This window comes from Avrilella dinanensis (assembly GCF_002807015.1).
In the GTDB taxonomy this organism is placed as follows: Bacteria; Bacteroidota; Bacteroidia; order Flavobacteriales; family Flavobacteriaceae; genus Flavobacterium; species Flavobacterium dinanensis.
On the sequence record NZ_NIPO01000001.1, the window covers coordinates 424,465 to 443,384 of the forward strand.

Consider the following 18,920-nt stretch of genomic DNA (forward strand, 5'->3'; position numbering starts at 1 on the left):
TCATAAAAAAAACGAGTTTCGTAAAAAACCCGTTTTTGATTTATCGTAATTATTAAATCTTTTTCATCTGTTGTTTCATCATCTTGACCTGGTCTTTCAGCATATTTTTACGGTCTAATTTCTGTGCTTCGTTCAACAAACGGGTCGCTTCCACCTTTCTCCTTCTGGTCATGGCAATACCTGCGAGCTGCAACTTTGCCACGGCTAAATCTTCCCTCTGGTTCAAGCCCAATTCAATAGCTCTTTTAAAGAACTTTTCCGCTTGTGTCAGATTCGTTTGCGATACCACAATTCCGTTGAGATAGTTGTAATAACCTTCTTGTTTTTGCAACAATGCTCCTTGCGGATTTTTGATTTTATCAAGCATTTTTTTAGCACCGTCCATGTCTTGTTTTCTCAATTTGAACAGCGTCATGATTAAAATTTCATTTTTAAAATAGAACAGCAATACAATCAGAGAAAGAATAAGGATAAAAATTCCGTTTCCGATGTGTCGCTCGGTAAACTGCCACACTGCCAATCCTACTAATACAGCAACAACTAAGAGTTTAATATTTTTGTGAATCATATTTAATTTGATATTTTGCTCTGCAAAGGTAGTAATTTTGCACAATAGTCGGAAAGAAAATTCATATCGCATAAAAAAACAAAAAGCCGGCTGAAATCGCCGGCTTTTTAACGCACTAAATTAACTAAGATGATAGGTTTATCGTATTCTATCAGCAGATTTTACGAGATTCTCGTCCCTTTTGATGGCTTTGTTGGCCAAGGCTAACAAAATGATAGAAACAAGCGGGAGGAACATCCCAATACCCTTCTCTGAAACTGTCGTTTCTCCGGATAGATTTAGCGTCTGATACACGAATAATCCTATTAAAATAAAGTTTAATAATATATTTATTCTATTATATACAAATTGAGTTTGTCTTTTCTTATAGCCTAATAGAGAAAAGATACTTAAAGCGGCAGACAAGCCGAACAAAATAACATACCATTGATTTTGAGCCGCATAAAAATCCACGCCGTCCATGTTTTTCCATAACGGAATAAACAGCGAAAGCACGCCCGAAATCACGAAAACCAATAGTAAATAAACCGATTGTATGCGTTGTATCATAAAAAAAGTGTTATTTGTCGGGCAAATTTAAACTTTCTTTTTAGAACAAAGCTATTGTATATAAGAAAATTTATTGTAATATTGCACGTGAAAAGTCGCGAGATACTTCATGATTGCGAATCTTTCATTTCAGAATTTCAGAAATAAATATATCTTTTTTACATTAAAACATAATTATGTTCGAATCATTAGAACAAAAGAAACTCGTTGAGCTTCAAGAAATTGCTAATAAATTAGCTATCAAAGGGTACAAATACATGAGAAAAGGCAACTTAATTCAAGCCATTCTTGACAGCCAAAACAGTAGCCCCGAGGCAGAACCGGAAAATCAAAATTCGGGAAAATCAAAAAGAAAGAGAATCGCTACAAACGAAGATACTTCTGCTAAAGCTAAGAAAACAGAAAACGAAACGCCTGACCAGAACGACAATTCCAAAAATACAGAAAACCCACCTGTAAAAGCCAATAAACCTGAGAAAAAGGAAAAACACTACGGCGAAAATCAAAACAACAACAAACACCACAAAAACAATAATAATAAAAAGAATTTTCGTGAGCCGGATTATGAATTTGAAGGCATCATAGAAACCGAAGGTGTGTTGGAAATCATGCCCGATGGATACGGTTTTTTGCGTTCATCAGATTATGGTTATTTTTCTTCTCCGGACGATATTTATCTTTCTCAGTCACAAATCCGTTTGTTCGGTCTTAAAACAGGCGATACCGTAAAAGGAATCGTCCGCCCGCCGAAAGAAGGCGAAAAGTTTTTCCCTTTAATTCGGGTTACCAAAATCAACGGACACAATCCCGGCGATGTCAGAGACCGAATTGCATTTGAGCACCTGACCCCATTATTCCCGCAGGAAAAGTTTGATTTATCTTCAGGAAAATCTTCGGTTTCTACCCGGATTATCGACCTTTTTGCTCCAATCGGAAAAGGACAACGCGGAATGATTGTGGCTCAGCCTAAAACAGGTAAAACCATGTTACTCAAAGACATTGCTAACACAATCGCGTCTAATCACCCGGAGGTTTATCTTATCGTTTTGTTGATTGACGAACGCCCGGAAGAAGTAACAGATATGCAACGTAGCGTACGTGGCGAGGTGGTTGCTTCTACTTTTGACGAGCCTGCCGACAAGCACGTTAAACTGGCGAATATCGTATTGGAAAAAGCCAAAAGATTGGTAGAATGTGGTCATGATGTGGTTATTCTGCTCGATTCTATCACACGGTTGGCTCGTGCGTATAACACCGTTCAACCCGCGTCCGGAAAAGTGCTTTCCGGTGGTGTTGATGCCAATGCTTTGCAAAAACCTAAACGATTTTTTGGTGCAGCAAGAAATATCGAAAATGGCGGTTCACTGAGTATCATCGCCACGGCTCTGATTGATACCGGCTCAAAAATGGACGAAGTGATTTTTGAAGAGTTTAAAGGAACCGGTAATATGGAGCTGCAACTCGACCGAAAATTGGCAAACAAACGCATCTTCCCGGCGGTGGATTTGGTATCTTCCAGCACACGAAGAGACGACATTTTGCTCGACCCGGCTATTGCCCAGAGAATGTGGATTATCCGCAATCATATTGCTGACATGAACCCTCTCGAAGCCATGAATCTTATCCATGACAAAATAAGAAAAACTACTACCAACGAAGAGTTTTTAATGACTTTGAATGAGTAGTAGTTCAAAAAATAAAATCAATAAAAAGTTTCCGGTATATGGAAACTTTTTATTTTTGAGACAAAAGCTGTAACTTTTACCTCAATTTTGTTACTCATACAATATGGCACCGGAAACCGAAGCAGAATTCTTGGTATTGTTGGATAAAAATCAGAATATTATCCATAAGATTTGTCGGATTTATACGTCTGATGAAGATGCTCATAAAGATTTGTTTCAGGAAATTTCTATCCAGCTTTGGCATGCTTATCCCAATTTCAGGGGCGATTCTAAGTTTTCAACTTGGGCTTACCGTGTTGCACTGAACACCGCCATTTCACTTTTCAGAAAATCAAAAAAAGAGGTAAAAACTACCGAACTGGAATTGCATTCTTTTAAGCTGAAATATGATGATTACAACGATGAGGAAGAACAGCAACTCAAAATTCTGTATCAGGCAATTCATCAGTTGAACGATATTGAAAAAGCTTTGGTGTATATGTATCTGGAAGAAAAAGATTATGCCGAAATATCTGAAACACTTGGTATTTCGGAGGTTAATGCCCGCGTGAAAATGAACAGAGTAAAAACAAAATTAAAGAAGATTGTAAATCCGTAATATAGACAATGTGATGGAAGAGTTAGATTTACTAAGAAAATATTGGAACAAAACCGAATATCCGAAAATAAAGACCGATGAATTGAGAGAAATGATTCAGAAACGGTCGTCATCTACCTTGAAATGGATTCTGATTATCAGCATTTTGGAATTTATATTTTGGTTGGGACTGAATATACTGTCCAGCTATTCCGATTTTAGCGAAAAGCTGGCACAGGATTTTGGCGAAAAAAATCATGCGTTAATTTATACTGTTGAATACGTTTCTTACTTCGTCTTCTACCCGGTAATTATTTATTTTATGGTTCGTTTTTTCCGATTGTATCGGGCGGTTTCCGTAACCGACAATACCAAAAACCTGACCGAAAGCATTCTTACCACCAACAAACTGGTCAAAAGATACATCGCTTTCAATATTATATTCGTGCTCATCAACATGATTGTTGGTGGAATTATCGGTATTTCTATACAAAATCAGGCTGGATTTACTCCTGTCAACTGGTTGGTAAACACGATTATGATTTTCTTCCTGTTGATTTTCATCGGAGTAATTACCGGTATTATTTGGGTATTCTACCGACTTTTGTACGGTTGGCTGCTCAAACGACTGAACAAAAATTATCAGGAATTAATCAAAATTGAAAAAGTTACTGAGGAATAACAGCAGTATCGCGGTTCACTTTTTCAGGTAAAACAGTTTCGTTAACCGGCGTGATGATTTCCGTTACCCACTCCGACGGTTTTTGTGTGTCCAAAATAGACGTGTTATATACCGAGATAGATTTGATTGTCGGGTGTGGCGTTAAACCATATTCTTCCACCGCTTGTGCGTTTTCTGCCCAGGCTTTGTCGCTGTGTGAATAATCGCCCACCATAATCGTTTTATACCCATAGGTTGCTGCTTGTTTTCCACTAATGATATCACTTCCGTCTGAGGTATAAATTTCTTCTGTTATCGGTAAACACACTTCATACGACAATTTTCCGGAAATAAAATCTACTTCCGAAAAAATCGAAAACGGGTTGTCTTTGACTTTGATATCCGGGTTATCCTTCACAAATTTTTGCAAACTCTCGATAGCTCCGAAAATACTCATTCCGAGATTATTCAAATCTGATTCAACATATTTTTTGATATAAAAAGTTTCAGGCAAATGTACCAAACCAACATTTTGCACAGAAAAAGTAGATAATTCTCTGGTCAGAAAATAATTGATGTCGTTCAATGCTTTTCTGTTGTATTCACCCAAAATAGTTTCTTTGCCTCTGAAAAGCACTTTCAGTTTGGTCAAAAAATCCATTTCGCCGGAAGTTCGTAGTTTAACTTTACTTCCGCCGTCATTATTATCTATAAATTTAAATTGATATTCGGTTATTCCCGGGTGATTTTCCAAGGTAAAAGTAAGGCTGTCATTCGGAAAATATTTTCGGGTATAAACTTTTATATCGCCATACTGCAACACCCCTCCTATTCCTCTGGATACTGAATCGACTACGCTTTTCTGCTTATTATCGGTATGCCAGGTATCCCAATTCTTCAAATCGGCGATATAATTGAAAACGGTACTTTTAGGTAATTCTATTTCTCTTTCATTTTCAATGGAAAACCTGCCGTCTTGTGTAGCTACAAAAACGGTAATAGAAACTGCTGTCAGAAGCAGCAATAATAAAACATACTTTAGGGTTTTCATAAACTTTTTATCCCAAAAGTAACATTTTTTATTGTTTCAGCCACATTTTTATCAAAAATAATATACCGATAAAGGAAAAAATAGCTATTAAAATCCATTTGGTATTTTTATAGTAAATCTGATGTATTTTCAAATCTTTACGGTACATATAGGCAACTACCGCTATAAATACAATCACAAACAATAAGGAAAAAACAATTCTACCCGTTGTAAACATAGAAAAAAGACTGCCCGACAAGACAAAATCGCCAGGCAGATTTATTAATTATACTTGAACTGTCCAGCCGAATACATCGTCAGACAATTTATTCTGGATTCGAGTTAAACCTTCTTTGAGCTGAAGGGCAAAAGCATCTTCATCTGCCATTTCGGGTAACTGATAATAATCATTTTTATAAGCAAATCCTTCTACCTGATTAATTACTGCGGCAGTACCTGCCCCGAAAATCTCTTTCAGACTACCATTTTTAGCAGCTTCTAGAATACGCTCTACTTCTACCGGTTCTACTTTCACATTGATACCCAAATGCTTAGCCAAATCAATCAGACTTTTCCGAGTAACACCGTCCAGAATTCTGTCTGAAACCGGGGCAGTGTGCAAAGTGTCATCTATACGGAAAAACACATTCATTGTACCGGCTTCTTCCAGTTTGGTATGCGTGGCGTCATCAGTCCAGATAACCTGATTGTAACCTTCTTCCTGAGCCAATCGGGTCGGATAAAACTGTGCGGCGTAATTCCCCGCTGCCTTAGCCGCTCCGATTCCACCATTGGCAGCACGGCTGTAATAATCAGCTATTTTTACTTTGATTTTGCCGGAATAATAAGATTTTGCTGGCGAAAGAATGATGCAGAATAAAAATTTCTCAGACGGACTGGCGATAACACCACTTTGAGTAGCAATCATAAATGGTCTGATATACAACGAATTGCCTAACCCTTTTTTAACCCATTGTTCATCAGTTCTGACTAAAGCTTTGAGTCCGCCGATAAATATTTCCTCACTGATTTCGGGCATTGCCAGCCGAACAGCAGATTTATTAAACCGTCGGAAATTTTCATCGGGTCTGAACAACCATACCTGGTTTTGTTCATCTTTATAAGCTTTCATTCCTTCAAAAATCGCCTGTCCGTAGTGGAATATTCTCGCTGACGGGTCTAAAGTAACTGGTGCATAAGGTTTTATTTCAGGCTCGCTCCACCTGCCATTCTCATATTCACAAACCAGCATATGATCTGTAAACTGAGCTCCGAATTTTAGATTATCAAAATCACATTGTTCTATTTTTGAGGTAGCTGTTTTCGTGATTTTAATGTCTAAAGATGTATTCATAATCGTACTGTTTTATTGTTTTTTATCAATCTTAGAAAGTTATTGCAAAAATAATCAATTAGTACTAATTATACCGCCTTTTTGCTTCATTAGTTTTTGATTATCTGCAGATATCGGATTATTACATTAACTGAAGTAGAAATATTAGCCAGGCAACTTTTGAGGAAAAGAGCTTACCATTTACGTAAAACAATCGTTCAAAAATTGTATTCATGATATTATGACATTAGGTAATACTCCGAAGTTAGTGACAGTATATTTTAGAAAATATAATGAGTTAAAAAATAAATGTAATAAAATTTGTTACATTTAAAAATTGTTCTTACCTTTGTGCCATTATGAACAACACAAGATTTGCAACCATCATTCATATCCTTACAATATTAGCGAAATATCCCGACCAATGGATGAGTTCGGAATGGATTGCCGAAAGCATTAACATCAATCCGGTTATTGTTCGGAAAGAGCTTGCTGTTTTGCATAAAAAAGGTTGGGTGCAAAGTAAAAAAGGAAAAGAAGGCGGTACGATGCTACAAGTATCGAGTTGTGAAATTTCAATGGCAGATATTTTTAATGCTGTGAAAAATTCCAATGTATTGGGTAAGAAAAATACTTGTACAAATACTAAATGCCCGATCGGAAAAGAGATAAATACAGAATTGGAAAAATTGTTTAACCAAACAGATGAAATCGTTGTCAATCATTTGAAAAATAAATCTTTGAAAAATTTCATAGAGCAGTTCAAATAAATTTTTTTACCTATAAATGTAACAAAAGTTATTACAAATTAAATAAATAAAAGTATGAAAGTAGCCATTATCGGAGCCACAGGATTTGTAGGTTCAAAATTAGTAAATGAAGCCCTTAACAGAGGTTTGGAGGTAACAGCCATCGCCAGAAAAACAGAAAACATTTCGGCTGAAAACGTCAACAAAGTATCTGTGGACGTGAACAATGTAAACCAGCTTTCGGAAGTCTTGAAAAATCAAGATGTGGTCATCAGTGCGTTCAATGCGGGTTGGACGAACCCTAATCTATACGATGATTTCCTCTCGGGTGCAAAATCCATTCAGCAAGCGGCAAAACAAGCCGGTGTGCAAAGAATGATTGTAGTGGGTGGTGCAGGTAGTTTGTATGCCAATGAAAATCAGCAATTGGTAGATTCTCCGGATTTCCCGGCAGAAATCAAACCCGGAGCAACAGCCGCAAGAGATTATCTGAATGCTTTGAAAGAAGAAACAACCTTGGATTGGGCGTTTTTTAGTCCGGCTATCGAAATGCACCCCGGCATAACCGAAGGAAGAACCGGTAAATATCGCTTAGGGAAAGATTATCCTGTTTTTGATGAAAATAATATTTCTAAGCTTTCGCCGGAAGATGTAGCCGTGGTTTTATTAGACGAAGTACAAGAGCCAAAACACCACCAAGAACGTTTTACAGCAGCATATTAAAATTATAAATTCAAGAAAATGAAAAGAAATATAGACGTAGGATTATTGATTTTTCGCTTAACATTAGGAATATTGATGTTACTACACGGCATTCACAAATTGATTAACGGAGTAGATGGCATCAAAGGAATGCTGGCAGAAGTAGGACTTCCCGGCTTTCTGGCTTATGGAGTACATCTGGGCGAAACCCTCGCTGCCCTGTTGCTGATTGTCGGTTTCAGAACGCGTTTGGCAGCGGTAGCCTACACAGGTGTAATGGTAGTTGCCTTTTTGATGGCACATATAGACCCATTATTTGCCCTCGGGAAATCAGGTGCTTGGCTACACGAAGGCATCGCTTTATTCTTATTCGGAGGCTTAGGATTGATTTTTACAGGTGGTGAAAAATATGCATTATCCACTCACAATCAATGGGATTAACGTATTTTAATAATAGGTCTGACAGATTTAGCATTATTAGAGAAAGTATAAAGTACCCCAATAAAAATATTAACAGACAAACATTTGCTATCTAGTAAATAACAATTAAATTTAATACTAATTAAAACCAAGAACCATGAAAAATTTAAAACAATCAACCCAGTTATTTACCTTATTAATAGGTTTTCTATTTATGAGCACATCTATATTTGCTCAAACTACTTGGAAAGTAGATCCGGCTCACGCCAAAGTAACCTTCTCAACTGTGCACAATACTATTTCGGATGTGGAAGGTTTGTTTAATGCTTTCGAATCCAGTGTAACGGCTACAAAAGCAGATTTCAGCGATGGTGTTTTTGAACTGTCTGTAGATGTAAATTCTATTGATACAGAAATTAAAATGCGTGATGACCATTTGAGAAGTGCCGATTTTTTCGATGTTGAAAATTTTCCAAAGATGACTTTTAAAAGTACTTCAGTAGAAAAAACAAACGTAAAAAATCGTTACAAACTAAAAGGAAACCTGACCATGCGTGGTGTGACCAAAGCAGTTACAATGGATTTATGGTATCGTGGTACCATTACAGACGCTCAAAGCGGTAATGAGATTGCAGGATTTCAGATTACAGGAAAATTAAATCGTTTAGATTTTGAAGTCGGCACGAAATTCCCAGAAGCTTTAATCAGCAATGAAGTACTTATAAAAGTCGATGGAGAATATATCAAAGAGAAATAAAATGTATAAGAGCCGAACGATAAGGCTTAAAAAAGTGAGTTAATCCGTTGAAATTATTAGTAAACACCTTAAAAAAACGTATGGAAAACTATAAAATACCGGCTCAAACATGCATAGGACATGTTCATCTTAAAGTAGCCGATCTTAACAAATCTCTGGGGTTTTACAGAGATTTGTTAGGATTTGAAGTAACTACGATGTATGGCGACCAGGCAGCATTTATATCTGCAGGAGGTTATCATCATCATATTGGTTTAAATACCTGGCACAGCAAAGATTTACCACCAGCTCCGGTCAATAGCGTTGGTTTATATCATACGGCTGTGGTGTACCCGACAAGAAAAGATCTGGCTGCAATTTTTGAGCGTTTGCGTCTTGCCCAATATCCGATGACCGGGGCTAGCGACCATGGTGTATCAGAAGCATTATACCTCAATGACCCGGACGGCAACGGCGTGGAATTGTATTGGGACAGACCTCAAGACCAGTGGGAATATAATGCAGATGGAACGATTGTGATGTACACTAAGCCTCTTGATTTGGAGGGTTTACGAAAGGAACTTTCATTTTAAATGATTGAAACTTTTAAATGATTAATATTTCTTTGGCGAAAAAGATGATTCTCACTGTCAATACCCATAAAATCAGCAGTTAATGCAAGACTTATCAACTCTAAATCCTTCAATTTAGGTGCTCGTCTTTGATAAGACACAAGATTATCTTTTGATTTTTTTCTCAATACTTCCAAAATTCTTTCGTAACTTGCATTTAAGTTGTTCATTGTAAATGTTTTGCGGTTAAAACAATTTACTGATTTTCAATCAAATGAACAACTTTTTTCTTTTTTAATTCATAATGCACAACGGGTTAGATAATATTAAGCTAATTCATTAGTACATTTTTCTATATCTTCCATAATTAACAAAGGAGCTTCTCCTTTTTCTTGAAGATAAGTATTCCACTTATCCATCATCGCTTGTTCCAACTTAAAATCTCTGTATTCGTCCGGATTCATAATAGGAATTCCCGAAACAATAATATAAACTCTATTACATTTTTGGCAAATAAGCAATCCTTCTATAACGTTTTTTTCAGCAACTGTAATAGCTCTTAAGTTTAAATCTGCCTTGTCAAAAGGACAGCATAATTTCTCAATCGTTTCGTATCTCATTTTATTTTGTTTAATCGTTTCTTATATTCTTCTATTATAGTTTGTGGAGTTTCTACACTCATCAGCCCTGAGATAAGGGCAATTCCATCATAATCAAGATCGGCAAGTTTGCAGATGTTTTCAGGTACAATTCCACCACTTAAGAATATTGATTTTTTAAATATTTGACGTGCTTTTTTTATATTTTTCAACTCTACAATTTCGCAATTTCTCGCACTAAGAGAAGGAAATAAAGAACAAAAAGATATATAATCTACATTTTGTTCAACTGCCTGCTCAATAACAGATAAGTCATTACCACAAGTTACACCTATAATGAAGTCTTTATTTATGTTTTGCTTGATTTCGGTTAAGTTTACTGGTAAACTATCAAAATGTACCCCATCTAATGGAAAATCACGAAGATATTTCCAATGGTTATTGATTAGCAAAGGAACCTGATGTGCACTACTTATTGAATGAATTTCTGTAATCATTTTTCCAATATCCTGTCCTTTCATAAAATTATCCCAGATTTGGATATATGAAATCCCTTTATCTATAATGAGGTTTAATCTCTCTATCAATAAATCTTCCTGCATTTGCGGGTTCAAGACAAGATAGATACTTTTCTGTTTTTTGTTATTTACTGATGAATTCATTTCCAACCTGCTTTTATGGCATTATAAAAGGCTACCCAATAAGGGTCATTTGTTTGATAATTCCAAGAAACTTTTTTTTGTTTTTTTATTAAATAAAAACCAGAAGATTTATCAGTTAGTTCTCCAACTTCTGTGCAGGGAATTCCCTCTTTTTTCAAATCACTGATAACCTTATCGACTCCTTCTTCTTTACAGCTTATAATCATTGCTCCCGCTCCAATACATTCTGAAGGATTTAGCGAAAACAACTCACAAACAGCTTTTTGAACGGAAGTAACAGGAAGTTTATCATCTTCAATCATTGCTCCATTTCCTGAAGCTTTGGCTAATTCGTAAATTGCTCCCAAAACTCCTCCTTCAGTAACATCGTGCATAGCGTTGATATATTTTTTATTCCCATTATCAACAGCTATAAGAGCATCTTTTAATACAGATGTTTGATAAAAAGATTGACAGGCTTTTTCGTGTTTTTCTATACCAATTTTATTTTTAACTGTTTCCGGAAAGCTCATAGCTAAAATTGCAGTTGTTGAAAGAGCACAATTTTTGGTGACTAAAATCTTATCTCCTTTTTTTGCATTTTTAGTAGTTAAAAAATCGCCTTTTAATGCTTTAGTAAAAAAAGTAGAACTGCCCGCAATAGTAGAATTTTGTCCTTCTGTAAAACCAGTATGACCACCGGTAATGGTAAGTCCAATATCCTTACAATACAAATGTATATATTTCCAATAAGTCGTTAGATCATCATGTGATAAATAAAGTGGAAGGTTAAGAACGAATTGTCCAAATTGTGGAGCAAAACCTGTCGTTGCAATATCATTAGCAGTAAGCTGAACAGAAAGCCATGCGGATTCCTGTAAACCTAATTGTGAAATTAAAGATAAAGGATCACTAGCTACTGCTAAATCCCATTGTTCTGATAAGTTGATTATGGAAACATCTACTCCGAATTGAGGCATTACGCATACTTCTCTGTTTTGTTCCCCAAATTGATCTTGAAAAATCCGAGCAAAAAAATCATCATCTATTTTTCCTATTTGTCGGTTCATTATTCTTTGTTTTCAAATTTTACATAAAGCCCAAAGAAATCTCCTAACGGTAGATTCCACTCTTGTACAGGAAACCATTTAGGTAAGCCTGTAGTCCGCCACTCTATAGTAAATTTATGGTTTGGCAACGCCTGATGTATCAGTTCAATTAACTTTTTCGGTGTGTAAAATGTAGCCGTTGTATAGAAATTGTTTCTACCGAATGCCTGTTGCGTTCGTCTTCGGATAAGCTTGGGAGTATTTCTGTTCATCATACCAAAAACAATTCCGTATCGGGCGACCCGTGCCGCTTCTTGTATGACCTGAATCGGATTTTTGTAATACTCAAAGGTGGTAATAAACGCCATGGCATCGAAACTGTTATTTTTGAAAGGCAAATAGTGTGAATCGGCCATAACTAAGTCTCCGTCAAATCGGTGCAAAGCCTGCGATAACATAAAAGGTGAAATATCGCCTCCAGTAGCTTCTATACCTATATCTTTCCACCAACGGGTAAAGCGTGTAGTGCCACATCCAAATTCTAACAGGGTTTTGACCCTTTGGTCTTTTACTATAAGGTTTTCCAGGATTTTTTTCTGCCATACTTCAGCTCTTTTGTATGGTCCTTCATAATATTCCTCGTAAGTATCAGTGTATTCTCTATTAAAAAACCACTCTTCACGACCTTGCCAATTGGTCATTTTTTGAGGAACAAGCTGGGAATTGCTTTTTTCAATTTTCATAATCATTGATTTTAAGATCATTGATTTGGACTAATCAGATACGTGCAATGAAGATGAAAATCTTTCATACATCCCTACGTTGGCATTATCCAAATCAGGTTATCGGGTATAATCTCAGCCTTAATCGGCACCCCGTGTATTTCGAGCATAAAGATAAGAATAAAAAATCAATTATTTCAAACATTAATATCATAACATAGTACAAACTTAATTTTGAACTAGTTTATACTTTGTGTTTCTATTTTTTTAAAGAAGTGGTTTAAACTTTATTGATAACAAAAACCACGAAATAATAAATAAATCACATAGATATTTTAAGATATAACCTGTTGTGCATTTGGACAAAAATTCGTCAGTTCGAGTAAAAATCTGAAAGATTTTGTATCGAGAACTAAATAAAAAGACTTCTCGATACAAAATTTCTTCCACTTCGTTACAGAAATCTCACTCGAAGTGACATTAGTTGATATTATAATTATGTCAAGTTTATGCCTGATGGAACATATAAAAATTTTAAGTGGGACAGATATGGTAAAAAACACGAAAAAGATACTACAGAAATAAAAAAATGGAAAGTAACTGAAGATAGTATATTTTATTATAACTTTCGTTTTCAGTTTAAGGTTGTATTGATTAATGAAGGAGTCATTATGGTTTCTCGCGGAGATAAAAAAGTAGATTTGATGTTTATCAAAGAAAGCGAAAAACATTTAAGGAAAAGGGACTGGGAGTTACATTCAGATTCTTTAAAATTGGAAAACCCCATACCTTATGAAAGGTGGTTGGAAATAATGGGAGAGAAATACCACACGAAAGAATTCGTGCGGTAATAGAGAAGCATCTTTAAAAATAGGAGTAACAGGAAAACAATGATAAAATGTATAAAAAAGGACAGCCTTTAATAAAAAAAACCGGCTCAATTGAGCCGGTTTTTGGGTTTATTCATTTATCACTTAGAACGAATACATTACTCCAATTCTTGTCGTAATAATGCTTGCCGAATTTTCTGAACCATTTACCGGCTTTCCGTTAAAACCATAATCCTGACTTAGGTTAAGAATATATGTCGCGTCCAAAAACACCGACCAGTTCTCTGTCAATACATATTTAGGCATCACACCAAGTTGTACAGACCCCACTTTATCATTGCTAAGCGTATTGCTTTTTCCAAGTCCCAAACCTAAACCGGCATGGGCATCTACTCTGAAATCTGATACCGAACCTGTTGCCGCAGAAATATCATATACTGCCTCTAATGCCAGTTTATGAAACGTCAAACCTAAATCGCTGTCATCTTTATGCTCAAATTTATTCATTTCATAAGTTCCTCGTAGTGACCAGAAATCATCTAATTGGTATCTCGCACCGGCGTGAAAACTCACAAAGCTACCATAATCAGAAGATTTTTCTCCTGTTGGTTTAGGCGATAACGGTGTGTTAAAACCATAACCAGCTTCTAATGAAACGCGGCTCCAGAAATCTGTTCCGTGAAGATGTGAAGACTGAGCATGAGCAGCGAATGATAATCCAAGTGTTAATGTAGTCGCCAGAAAAAAGCGTTTGATGTTCATAATAATAAGATTTTAAATTTTATTCTGACAAATGTAATAATAATATCGCATTTACCTCATTATTTTAAAAATTTATCAAACAATGGTGACTAATTCACCTCTTCCGTTTTGCTGGAATCACTAATCAGTCGGTTGAGTTCATTCATTTCTTTGTCTGATAATTTCCGGTATTTACCCAGCGGAACATCTAAAGCTATATTAATAATTCTCACTCTTTTAAGTGCTTTAACTTCATAACCCAGGTGCTCACACATTCGCCGTATCTGGCGGTTAAGCCCTTGCGTCAATACAATTTTGAATGTGTAAGCATTGATTTTTTCCACTTTGCACTTTTTGGTCATCGTGTCAAGAATCGGTACACCCAGACTCATTCGTGTAATAAAACGATCGTTCACAGGTTTATCAACCTTGACGATATATTCTTTTTCGTGATTATTCCTCGCTCTCAGTATTTTATTCACAATATCCCCGTCGTTGGTCAGCAGCAATAATCCTTCCGAATCCTTGTCCAGTCTTCCGATAGGGAAAATTCTTTCCGGGTAATTGATATAATCCACCACATTATCTTTGACCTTTGTGTTGGTCGTACACTCAATGCCGACAGGTTTGTTAAATGCGAGATAAACAAAATCATTTTGCCGTTTCCGGATTGGTTTTCCGTCCACTTCGATAACGTCTTGGTCGCTGACCTGAGCACCCATTTCTGCCGGTTTTCCATTGATTGTCACTCGGTTTTCACTAACCAAAGTGTCGGCTTGACGGCGAGAGCAATACCCTGTTTCAGACAAATATTTATTGATTCGTTTTGTTTCTTGCATGGTGTAAATTTAGTACAAAAATCCTCAATATACTACAATAAAAGTAAGTAAGGTAAAGAGGCAAAAGCCAAGAGACATTAGTATTAAAAGTAAGTAAATCTATATTAATTATTTAACCACATAAAAGTAAAGGCACAACTTCGTTCTGACTGCTGAAAATTATTTTCGAATGATGTTGATTTTCAGAATTTACAGGCTTTAAAATTCTATACTAAACAGAAACAAATTGATAAATCTGTACATAAACAGATTGATTATACAAACTATGCCCGACGTTTTTAGTAGTGAACATCTGTATTTCCGGATATATTTTATTGATTTCAACTGCGTTACTATATGTCACAACTGTATCGGTTTCATCATGAATCCAAAGAATCGGCTGCCGGATTTTCGTAATAAATTCTTCGGCGGAATAGATAGTTATGTCGATACCAAAATCTGTTTTGAAAACTTCGAGAAATTTTCGGTATGACCGATTGCTCAGCCCAAGCAGATTTTTATAGTTTTTCAGCAATCCTTCAAATTTGTTCGGACTTCCCATAATAACCATTTTGGCAATTTGCTCATTTTGATATATGCTTTGGTAGTAAAGCGAAGTAAACCCACCAAATGAATGACCAATGAGATATTTCGGTTGATAAATCTGACAAACTTTGTCAATCGCCTGGCTATACATAATCGGGTTCAGTTCGTAACCATCACTCATTCCCTGTGCCGGAGCGTCGATAGTAATAATGTGATATTTTTTCTTTCTCAAAAACTGAATCAAACCAATCCAACGATAAGCATTACTTTCCCAGCCGTGAATAAGAAACACTTTTTCGCCTTCGTTTTTCCATTCATAAATTTGAACATTTTTTCCGTCAATGTTTATGGGATTTTGTTGTGCATCTGCCAGAAAATCAGGTAATACTTCCCTTTTTCCTTTACGCGGATGCGAAAATAAGCGATAGGCAATCCGTGCAGATTTTTTCGGTTGAATCAATGAAAGTAAATTCAACCCAAAACCTACAGATTTGGTCAGTAAAAAGTAACGAATTTTTTTAAACATAAAAAAAAGCCTCTTTTTCAGAGGCTTAAACAATTATTTTATTTTGCTGATGAGCTTATCTATTTTCTCTTTTTCTTCCTCTGCCAAAGCAACATCTACTAATATTCTTCCGCTGTGCTCGTCAACCATAATTTTTTTACGGGTTGCGATTTCCACCTGAACCTGTGGTGGAATAGTGAAGAAAGAACCGCTGGCAGCTCCTCGCTCAATAGATACAACAGCCATACCGTTTCTCACTCCTTTTCGGATTCGCTGGTAGGCTTGTAGCAATCTATCATCAATTTTCTTGGTAAACTCTTCGGATTTTTTCAGTAAGAATTCCTCCTCTTTTTCCGTTTCAGCCAAGATATTGTTAAGTTCACTTTCTTTGTGGGTCAAGTGTTCTTTTTTGAAAGCTATTTTCCCACTTGTTTCCTCAATAGATTTTTTCTTGAATTCAACACTGACACCAAACTCTTTGATGTTTTTCTCTGCCAGTTCAATCTCTAACTCCTGAAATTCAATTTCTTTCGCCAAAGAGTTAAATTCTCTGTTGTTTCGGACATCTTTTTGTTGCTCGCTATACTTCTTGATAGCTGCTTTGTACGTTTCGATGTCATTTTTTTTCTGCTTGATTTGCTCCTCGATAGAGTTTAGCTCCTCGTTCAATTTTTCTAAACGAGTTGTTAGTCCCATCATTTCGTCTTTCAAGTCCTCTACTTCCAAAGGAAGTTCGCCTCTCATATTTCTGATTTCATCTATTTTAGAATCAATGAGTTGTAAATCATACAAGGCTCTCAACTTATCCTCTACAGTTACTGTTTGTGCTTTTTTCGCCATACTTTGTCTATAAGTAGTTAACCGGATTGGTATTTATTTCTGATAAAATTACCGCAAAAGTAGGCATTTTTTTTGTAAGATAATCATAAATATAATTTTTTGTAAACCTCTCACTTTCAAAATGTCCGATATCGGCTAATAAAATCTTGTTTTCGGCTTGGAAAAAATCGTGGTATTTCAGGTCAGAAGTAATCAAAACGTCTGCCCCTTTGGCAACAGCCGAGCCAATAGAAAAAGCTCCCGAACCTCCCAAAACAGCGACTTTTTTCACTTTTTTATTCAGGAATTCCGAATGACGGACAATACCCGTTTCCATTTTTTGTTTTACGAATAAAAGGAAATCTTTTTCGTTTTGTTCGGTTTCTAATTCTCCAATCATTCCGAGCCCGATATTTTGGTGTTTGTTCTCTGTTTTGTAGATTTCGTAAGCGACTTCTTCGTATTTATGACTTTCAAAAAGTGCTTTCAGGATTTTATTTTGCAGGTGTTTTTCAAATGTAACTTCGATTTTGATTTCTTCTGCCTCGACAAATTCGTGTTTTTCTCCGACTACAGGATTGCTGTCTTCATTTCCTCTATATGTTCCTTTTCCGTTGGAATTAAAACTGCAATTATCGTAATTCCCGATGTTTCCCGCACCTGCCTCAAAAAGAGCATTCCGCACCTGATTGGCATTGTCAATCGGAGTATAGGTTACGAGCTTGTAAATGAAATTCTCTTTTTCGACAAGCATTTTCGGGTTTTTAATTCCGAGGGCATCGCACATAATTTTGTTCACTCCGTTTTTGTGATTGTCCAAAGCCGTATGAACGGAATAAATCGCAATATCATTTTTAATGGCTTTGATAACAGCTCTTTCAACGTAGGATTTTCCTGTGATTTTCTTCAATCCTGAAAACAAAATCGGGTGAAAACAGACTACCAAATTGCATTTTTTATTGACAGCTTCGTCAATTACATTTTCAAGGGCATCGTGGCAAACGAGAATTCCGTTTATATCCTGATTGGGATTACCGACTAATAACCCGACATTGTCAAAATCTTCTGCATAAGCAATCGGAGACATTTGCTCCAAAACCGAAATGATTTGTTGTAGTTTCATACAAATTAAAGTTCAATTCGTTGATTAACAGACTCATTAAATTCCTTCACAATTTCCTCCATCACTTCTGCAACGGGTTTGATTTCGTGAATTAATCCGGATATTTGCCCGATTTCCAATTCGCCTTCTTTCAAATCGCCTTCAAACATTCCGCGTTTGGCTCTCGCTCTGCCCAAAACTTCTTTGAGTTCTTCTGCCGAAGCACAGTTTTGATAGGCTTGCTGCACTTGCTGATAAAATTCATTTTTGATTAACCGTACCGGTGCCAGCTCTTTTAGCGTAACTATGGTGTCGCCTTCTCCTACCTGCGTTAGTAATTGTTTGAAATTTTCGTGTGACGAGCTTTCTTCGGTCATGGCAAATCGGGTTCCCATCTGTACGCCATCTGCACCTAAAATCATTGCTGCGAGCATTCCTTTTCCGGTAGCAATTCCTCCAGCAGCAATCAACGGAATATCAATCCGGGATTTAACCATCGGAATAAGTGTAAACGTAGTTGTTTCTTCTCGCCCATTGTGTCCACCAGCTTCAAAACCTTCTGCAACAACAGCGTCCACTCCGGCTTCCTGAGCCTTGAGTGCAAACTTGGACGAACTGACCACATGCACAACCGTGATTCCATGTTCTTTTAGAAAAGGTGTCCATGTTTTAGGATTTCCGGCAGAAGTAAAAACGATTTTCACACCTTCTTCCACAATAATGTCCATGATTTCTTCAATATTCGGATAAAGCATAGGTACATTTACCCCAAAAGGTTTGTCTGTAGCTTTTTTACATTTTTGGACGTGTTCTCTGAATACATCAGGATACATCGACCCTGCTCCGATTAATCCCAAACCGCCATTATTACTTACTGCCGAAGCCAATTTATAGCCACTATTCCAAATCATTCCGCCCTGAATAATGGGATATTTTATACCGAGAAGTTGCGTAATTCTGTTCATA

At 36.4% G+C, this 18,920-nt stretch carries 23 protein-coding genes, 1 pseudogene and 1 riboswitch; of the genes and pseudogenes, 9 read left to right on the plus strand and 15 right to left on the minus strand.

What is annotated here, in order from left to right:
• Nucleotides 1–52 precede the first annotated feature (52 nt).
• On the minus strand, nt 53–568 hold the full coding sequence (locus tag CDL10_RS01995; RefSeq protein ID WP_100678605.1) for a hypothetical protein: 516 nt from the start codon (nt 566–568) through the stop codon (nt 53–55).
• 138 nt (nt 569–706) lie between these two features.
• Nucleotides 707–1,117 (minus strand): DUF4293 domain-containing protein, encoded by a 411-nt coding sequence (locus tag CDL10_RS02000; RefSeq protein WP_100676983.1) that lies wholly within the window; start codon nt 1,115–1,117, stop codon nt 707–709.
• Between the two features lie 176 nt (nt 1,118–1,293).
• On the opposite strand from CDL10_RS02000, the gene rho reads away from it, so the two are divergent.
• The 3 genes from rho (at nt 1,294) to CDL10_RS02015 (ending at nt 4,061) form a co-directional block, all read left to right on the plus strand.
• Nucleotides 1,294–2,802: a transcription termination factor Rho gene (rho, locus tag CDL10_RS02005; RefSeq protein ID WP_100676984.1), complete on the plus strand. Its 1,509-nt coding sequence runs from the start codon at nt 1,294–1,296 to the stop codon at nt 2,800–2,802.
• A 103-nt stretch (nt 2,803–2,905) separates the two neighbouring features.
• Nucleotides 2,906–3,400: an RNA polymerase sigma factor gene (locus CDL10_RS02010; protein ID WP_100676985.1), complete on the plus strand. Its 495-nt coding sequence runs from the start codon at nt 2,906–2,908 to the stop codon at nt 3,398–3,400.
• A gap of 13 nt (nt 3,401–3,413) precedes the next feature.
• Nucleotides 3,414–4,061, plus strand: a complete 648-nt coding sequence (locus CDL10_RS02015) for a hypothetical protein (RefSeq protein WP_100676986.1) — start codon at nt 3,414–3,416, stop codon at nt 4,059–4,061.
• On the opposite strand, the gene CDL10_RS02020 is transcribed toward CDL10_RS02015, so the two are convergent.
• Nucleotides 4,048–5,091 (minus strand): SRPBCC family protein, encoded by a 1,044-nt coding sequence (locus CDL10_RS02020; protein ID WP_100676987.1) that lies wholly within the window; start codon nt 5,089–5,091, stop codon nt 4,048–4,050. The two genes, CDL10_RS02015 and CDL10_RS02020, sit on opposite strands and share 14 nt — an antisense overlap.
• Nucleotides 5,092–5,356: 265 nt before the next feature.
• A complete protein-coding gene (locus CDL10_RS02030) occupies nt 5,357–6,424 on the minus strand; it encodes a branched-chain amino acid aminotransferase (RefSeq protein ID WP_100676989.1) in 1,068 nt (355 codons plus the stop codon).
• Nucleotides 6,425–6,762: 338 nt separating this feature from the next.
• On the opposite strand from CDL10_RS02030, the gene CDL10_RS02035 reads away from it, so the two are divergent.
• From CDL10_RS02035 to CDL10_RS02055, 5 genes are all read left to right on the plus strand, one after another.
• Nucleotides 6,763–7,173 carry an Rrf2 family transcriptional regulator gene (locus CDL10_RS02035; protein WP_100676990.1) on the plus strand — a complete coding sequence of 137 codons (411 nt, stop codon included), beginning with the start codon at nt 6,763–6,765 and terminating at the stop codon, nt 7,171–7,173.
• Nucleotides 7,174–7,227: 54 nt separating this feature from the next.
• Complete coding sequence (locus CDL10_RS02040; RefSeq protein WP_100676991.1) at nt 7,228–7,875, plus strand: NAD(P)-dependent oxidoreductase; 648 nt, start codon at nt 7,228–7,230, stop codon at nt 7,873–7,875.
• An 18-nt stretch (nt 7,876–7,893) separates the two neighbouring features.
• The gene (locus CDL10_RS02045) at nt 7,894–8,295 is read left to right on the plus strand and encodes a DoxX family protein (RefSeq protein WP_100676992.1); all 402 of its coding nucleotides are present in this window, start codon (nt 7,894–7,896) and stop codon (nt 8,293–8,295) included.
• Nucleotides 8,296–8,431: 136 nt separating this feature from the next.
• Nucleotides 8,432–9,031 carry a YceI family protein gene (locus tag CDL10_RS02050; protein WP_243389276.1) on the plus strand — a complete coding sequence of 200 codons (600 nt, stop codon included), beginning with the start codon at nt 8,432–8,434 and terminating at the stop codon, nt 9,029–9,031.
• Nucleotides 9,032–9,111: 80 nt separating this feature from the next.
• Nucleotides 9,112–9,603, plus strand: coding sequence for a VOC family protein (locus CDL10_RS02055; protein WP_100676994.1), 492 nt, complete (start codon nt 9,112–9,114; stop codon nt 9,601–9,603).
• Between the two features lie 32 nt (nt 9,604–9,635).
• Here the strand turns inward: CDL10_RS02055 and CDL10_RS02060 are convergent.
• From CDL10_RS02060 to CDL10_RS02080, 5 genes and pseudogenes are all read right to left on the minus strand, one after another.
• A pseudogene (locus CDL10_RS02060) lies at nt 9,636–9,812 on the minus strand (IS982 family transposase); the annotation flags it as partial.
• 96 nt (nt 9,813–9,908) lie between these two features.
• On the minus strand, nt 9,909–10,202 hold the full coding sequence (locus tag CDL10_RS02065) for a Trm112 family protein (protein ID WP_100676996.1): 294 nt from the start codon (nt 10,200–10,202) through the stop codon (nt 9,909–9,911).
• Nucleotides 10,199–10,843, minus strand: a complete 645-nt coding sequence (locus CDL10_RS02070) for a thiamine phosphate synthase (protein WP_100676997.1) — start codon at nt 10,841–10,843, stop codon at nt 10,199–10,201. Before CDL10_RS02070 ends, CDL10_RS02065 begins: the two co-directional genes overlap by 4 nt.
• Nucleotides 10,840–11,892 (minus strand): AIR synthase family protein, encoded by a 1,053-nt coding sequence (locus CDL10_RS02075; RefSeq protein WP_100676998.1) that lies wholly within the window; start codon nt 11,890–11,892, stop codon nt 10,840–10,842. Before CDL10_RS02075 ends, CDL10_RS02070 begins: the two co-directional genes overlap by 4 nt.
• Entirely contained in the window at nt 11,892–12,614 is a 723-nt protein-coding gene (locus CDL10_RS02080) for a class I SAM-dependent methyltransferase (RefSeq protein ID WP_100678606.1), read from the minus strand. The genes CDL10_RS02075 and CDL10_RS02080 overlap by 1 nt, the downstream gene beginning before the upstream one ends.
• A gap of 54 nt (nt 12,615–12,668) precedes the next feature.
• Nucleotides 12,669–12,759, minus strand: a riboswitch (TPP riboswitch).
• A 343-nt stretch (nt 12,760–13,102) separates the two neighbouring features.
• Here CDL10_RS02080 and CDL10_RS02085 point away from each other — a divergent pair.
• On the plus strand, nt 13,103–13,444 hold the full coding sequence (locus CDL10_RS02085) for a hypothetical protein (RefSeq protein ID WP_100676999.1): 342 nt from the start codon (nt 13,103–13,105) through the stop codon (nt 13,442–13,444).
• Between the two features lie 123 nt (nt 13,445–13,567).
• Here CDL10_RS02085 and CDL10_RS02090 read toward each other — a convergent pair whose 3' ends face one another.
• From CDL10_RS02090 to CDL10_RS02115, 6 genes are all read right to left on the minus strand, one after another.
• Nucleotides 13,568–14,185 carry an outer membrane beta-barrel protein gene (locus CDL10_RS02090; protein WP_100677000.1) on the minus strand — a complete coding sequence of 206 codons (618 nt, stop codon included), beginning with the start codon at nt 14,183–14,185 and terminating at the stop codon, nt 13,568–13,570.
• Nucleotides 14,186–14,274: 89 nt separating this feature from the next.
• On the minus strand, nt 14,275–15,003 hold the full coding sequence (gene rluF / locus CDL10_RS02095) for a 23S rRNA pseudouridine(2604) synthase RluF (protein ID WP_100677001.1): 729 nt from the start codon (nt 15,001–15,003) through the stop codon (nt 14,275–14,277).
• A gap of 211 nt (nt 15,004–15,214) precedes the next feature.
• A complete protein-coding gene (locus CDL10_RS02100; RefSeq protein ID WP_100677002.1) occupies nt 15,215–16,054 on the minus strand; it encodes an alpha/beta hydrolase in 840 nt (279 codons plus the stop codon).
• Nucleotides 16,055–16,087: 33 nt separating this feature from the next.
• Entirely contained in the window at nt 16,088–16,873 is a 786-nt protein-coding gene (locus CDL10_RS02105; protein WP_100677003.1) for a zinc ribbon domain-containing protein, read from the minus strand.
• A gap of 7 nt (nt 16,874–16,880) precedes the next feature.
• The gene (locus CDL10_RS02110; RefSeq protein ID WP_100677004.1) at nt 16,881–17,975 is read right to left on the minus strand and encodes a Nif3-like dinuclear metal center hexameric protein; all 1,095 of its coding nucleotides are present in this window, start codon (nt 17,973–17,975) and stop codon (nt 16,881–16,883) included.
• 5 nt (nt 17,976–17,980) lie between these two features.
• On the minus strand, nt 17,981–18,919 hold the full coding sequence (locus CDL10_RS02115; RefSeq protein ID WP_100677005.1) for an NAD(P)H-dependent flavin oxidoreductase: 939 nt from the start codon (nt 18,917–18,919) through the stop codon (nt 17,981–17,983).
• Nucleotide 18,920 lies beyond the last annotated feature (1 nt).

Coding starts and splice junctions, on each gene's coding strand:
- CDL10_RS01995 (WP_100678605.1), bottom strand. CDS start 568: ATGATTCACAAAAATATTAAACTCTTAGTTGTTGCTGTATTAGTAGGA.
- CDL10_RS02000 (WP_100676983.1), bottom strand. CDS start 1,117: ATGATACAACGCATACAATCGGTTTATTTACTATTGGTTTTCGTGATT.
- rho (WP_100676984.1), top strand. CDS start 1,294: ATGTTCGAATCATTAGAACAAAAGAAACTCGTTGAGCTTCAAGAAATT.
- CDL10_RS02010 (WP_100676985.1), top strand. CDS start 2,906: ATGGCACCGGAAACCGAAGCAGAATTCTTGGTATTGTTGGATAAAAAT.
- CDL10_RS02015 (WP_100676986.1), top strand. CDS start 3,414: ATGGAAGAGTTAGATTTACTAAGAAAATATTGGAACAAAACCGAATAT.
- CDL10_RS02020 (WP_100676987.1), bottom strand. CDS start 5,091: ATGAAAACCCTAAAGTATGTTTTATTATTGCTGCTTCTGACAGCAGTT.
- CDL10_RS02030 (WP_100676989.1), bottom strand. CDS start 6,424: ATGAATACATCTTTAGACATTAAAATCACGAAAACAGCTACCTCAAAA.
- CDL10_RS02035 (WP_100676990.1), top strand. CDS start 6,763: ATGAACAACACAAGATTTGCAACCATCATTCATATCCTTACAATATTA.
- CDL10_RS02040 (WP_100676991.1), top strand. CDS start 7,228: ATGAAAGTAGCCATTATCGGAGCCACAGGATTTGTAGGTTCAAAATTA.
- CDL10_RS02045 (WP_100676992.1), top strand. CDS start 7,894: ATGAAAAGAAATATAGACGTAGGATTATTGATTTTTCGCTTAACATTA.
- CDL10_RS02050 (WP_243389276.1), top strand. CDS start 8,432: ATGAAAAATTTAAAACAATCAACCCAGTTATTTACCTTATTAATAGGT.
- CDL10_RS02055 (WP_100676994.1), top strand. CDS start 9,112: ATGGAAAACTATAAAATACCGGCTCAAACATGCATAGGACATGTTCAT.
- CDL10_RS02065 (WP_100676996.1), bottom strand. CDS start 10,202: ATGAGATACGAAACGATTGAGAAATTATGCTGTCCTTTTGACAAGGCA.
- CDL10_RS02070 (WP_100676997.1), bottom strand. CDS start 10,843: ATGAATTCATCAGTAAATAACAAAAAACAGAAAAGTATCTATCTTGTC.
- CDL10_RS02075 (WP_100676998.1), bottom strand. CDS start 11,892: ATGAACCGACAAATAGGAAAAATAGATGATGATTTTTTTGCTCGGATT.
- CDL10_RS02080 (WP_100678606.1), bottom strand. CDS start 12,614: ATGAAAATTGAAAAAAGCAATTCCCAGCTTGTTCCTCAAAAAATGACC.
- CDL10_RS02085 (WP_100676999.1), top strand. CDS start 13,103: ATGCCTGATGGAACATATAAAAATTTTAAGTGGGACAGATATGGTAAA.
- CDL10_RS02090 (WP_100677000.1), bottom strand. CDS start 14,185: ATGAACATCAAACGCTTTTTTCTGGCGACTACATTAACACTTGGATTA.
- rluF (WP_100677001.1), bottom strand. CDS start 15,003: ATGCAAGAAACAAAACGAATCAATAAATATTTGTCTGAAACAGGGTAT.
- CDL10_RS02100 (WP_100677002.1), bottom strand. CDS start 16,054: ATGTTTAAAAAAATTCGTTACTTTTTACTGACCAAATCTGTAGGTTTT.
- CDL10_RS02105 (WP_100677003.1), bottom strand. CDS start 16,873: ATGGCGAAAAAAGCACAAACAGTAACTGTAGAGGATAAGTTGAGAGCC.
- CDL10_RS02110 (WP_100677004.1), bottom strand. CDS start 17,975: ATGAAACTACAACAAATCATTTCGGTTTTGGAGCAAATGTCTCCGATT.
- CDL10_RS02115 (WP_100677005.1), bottom strand. CDS start 18,919: ATGAACAGAATTACGCAACTTCTCGGTATAAAATATCCCATTATTCAG.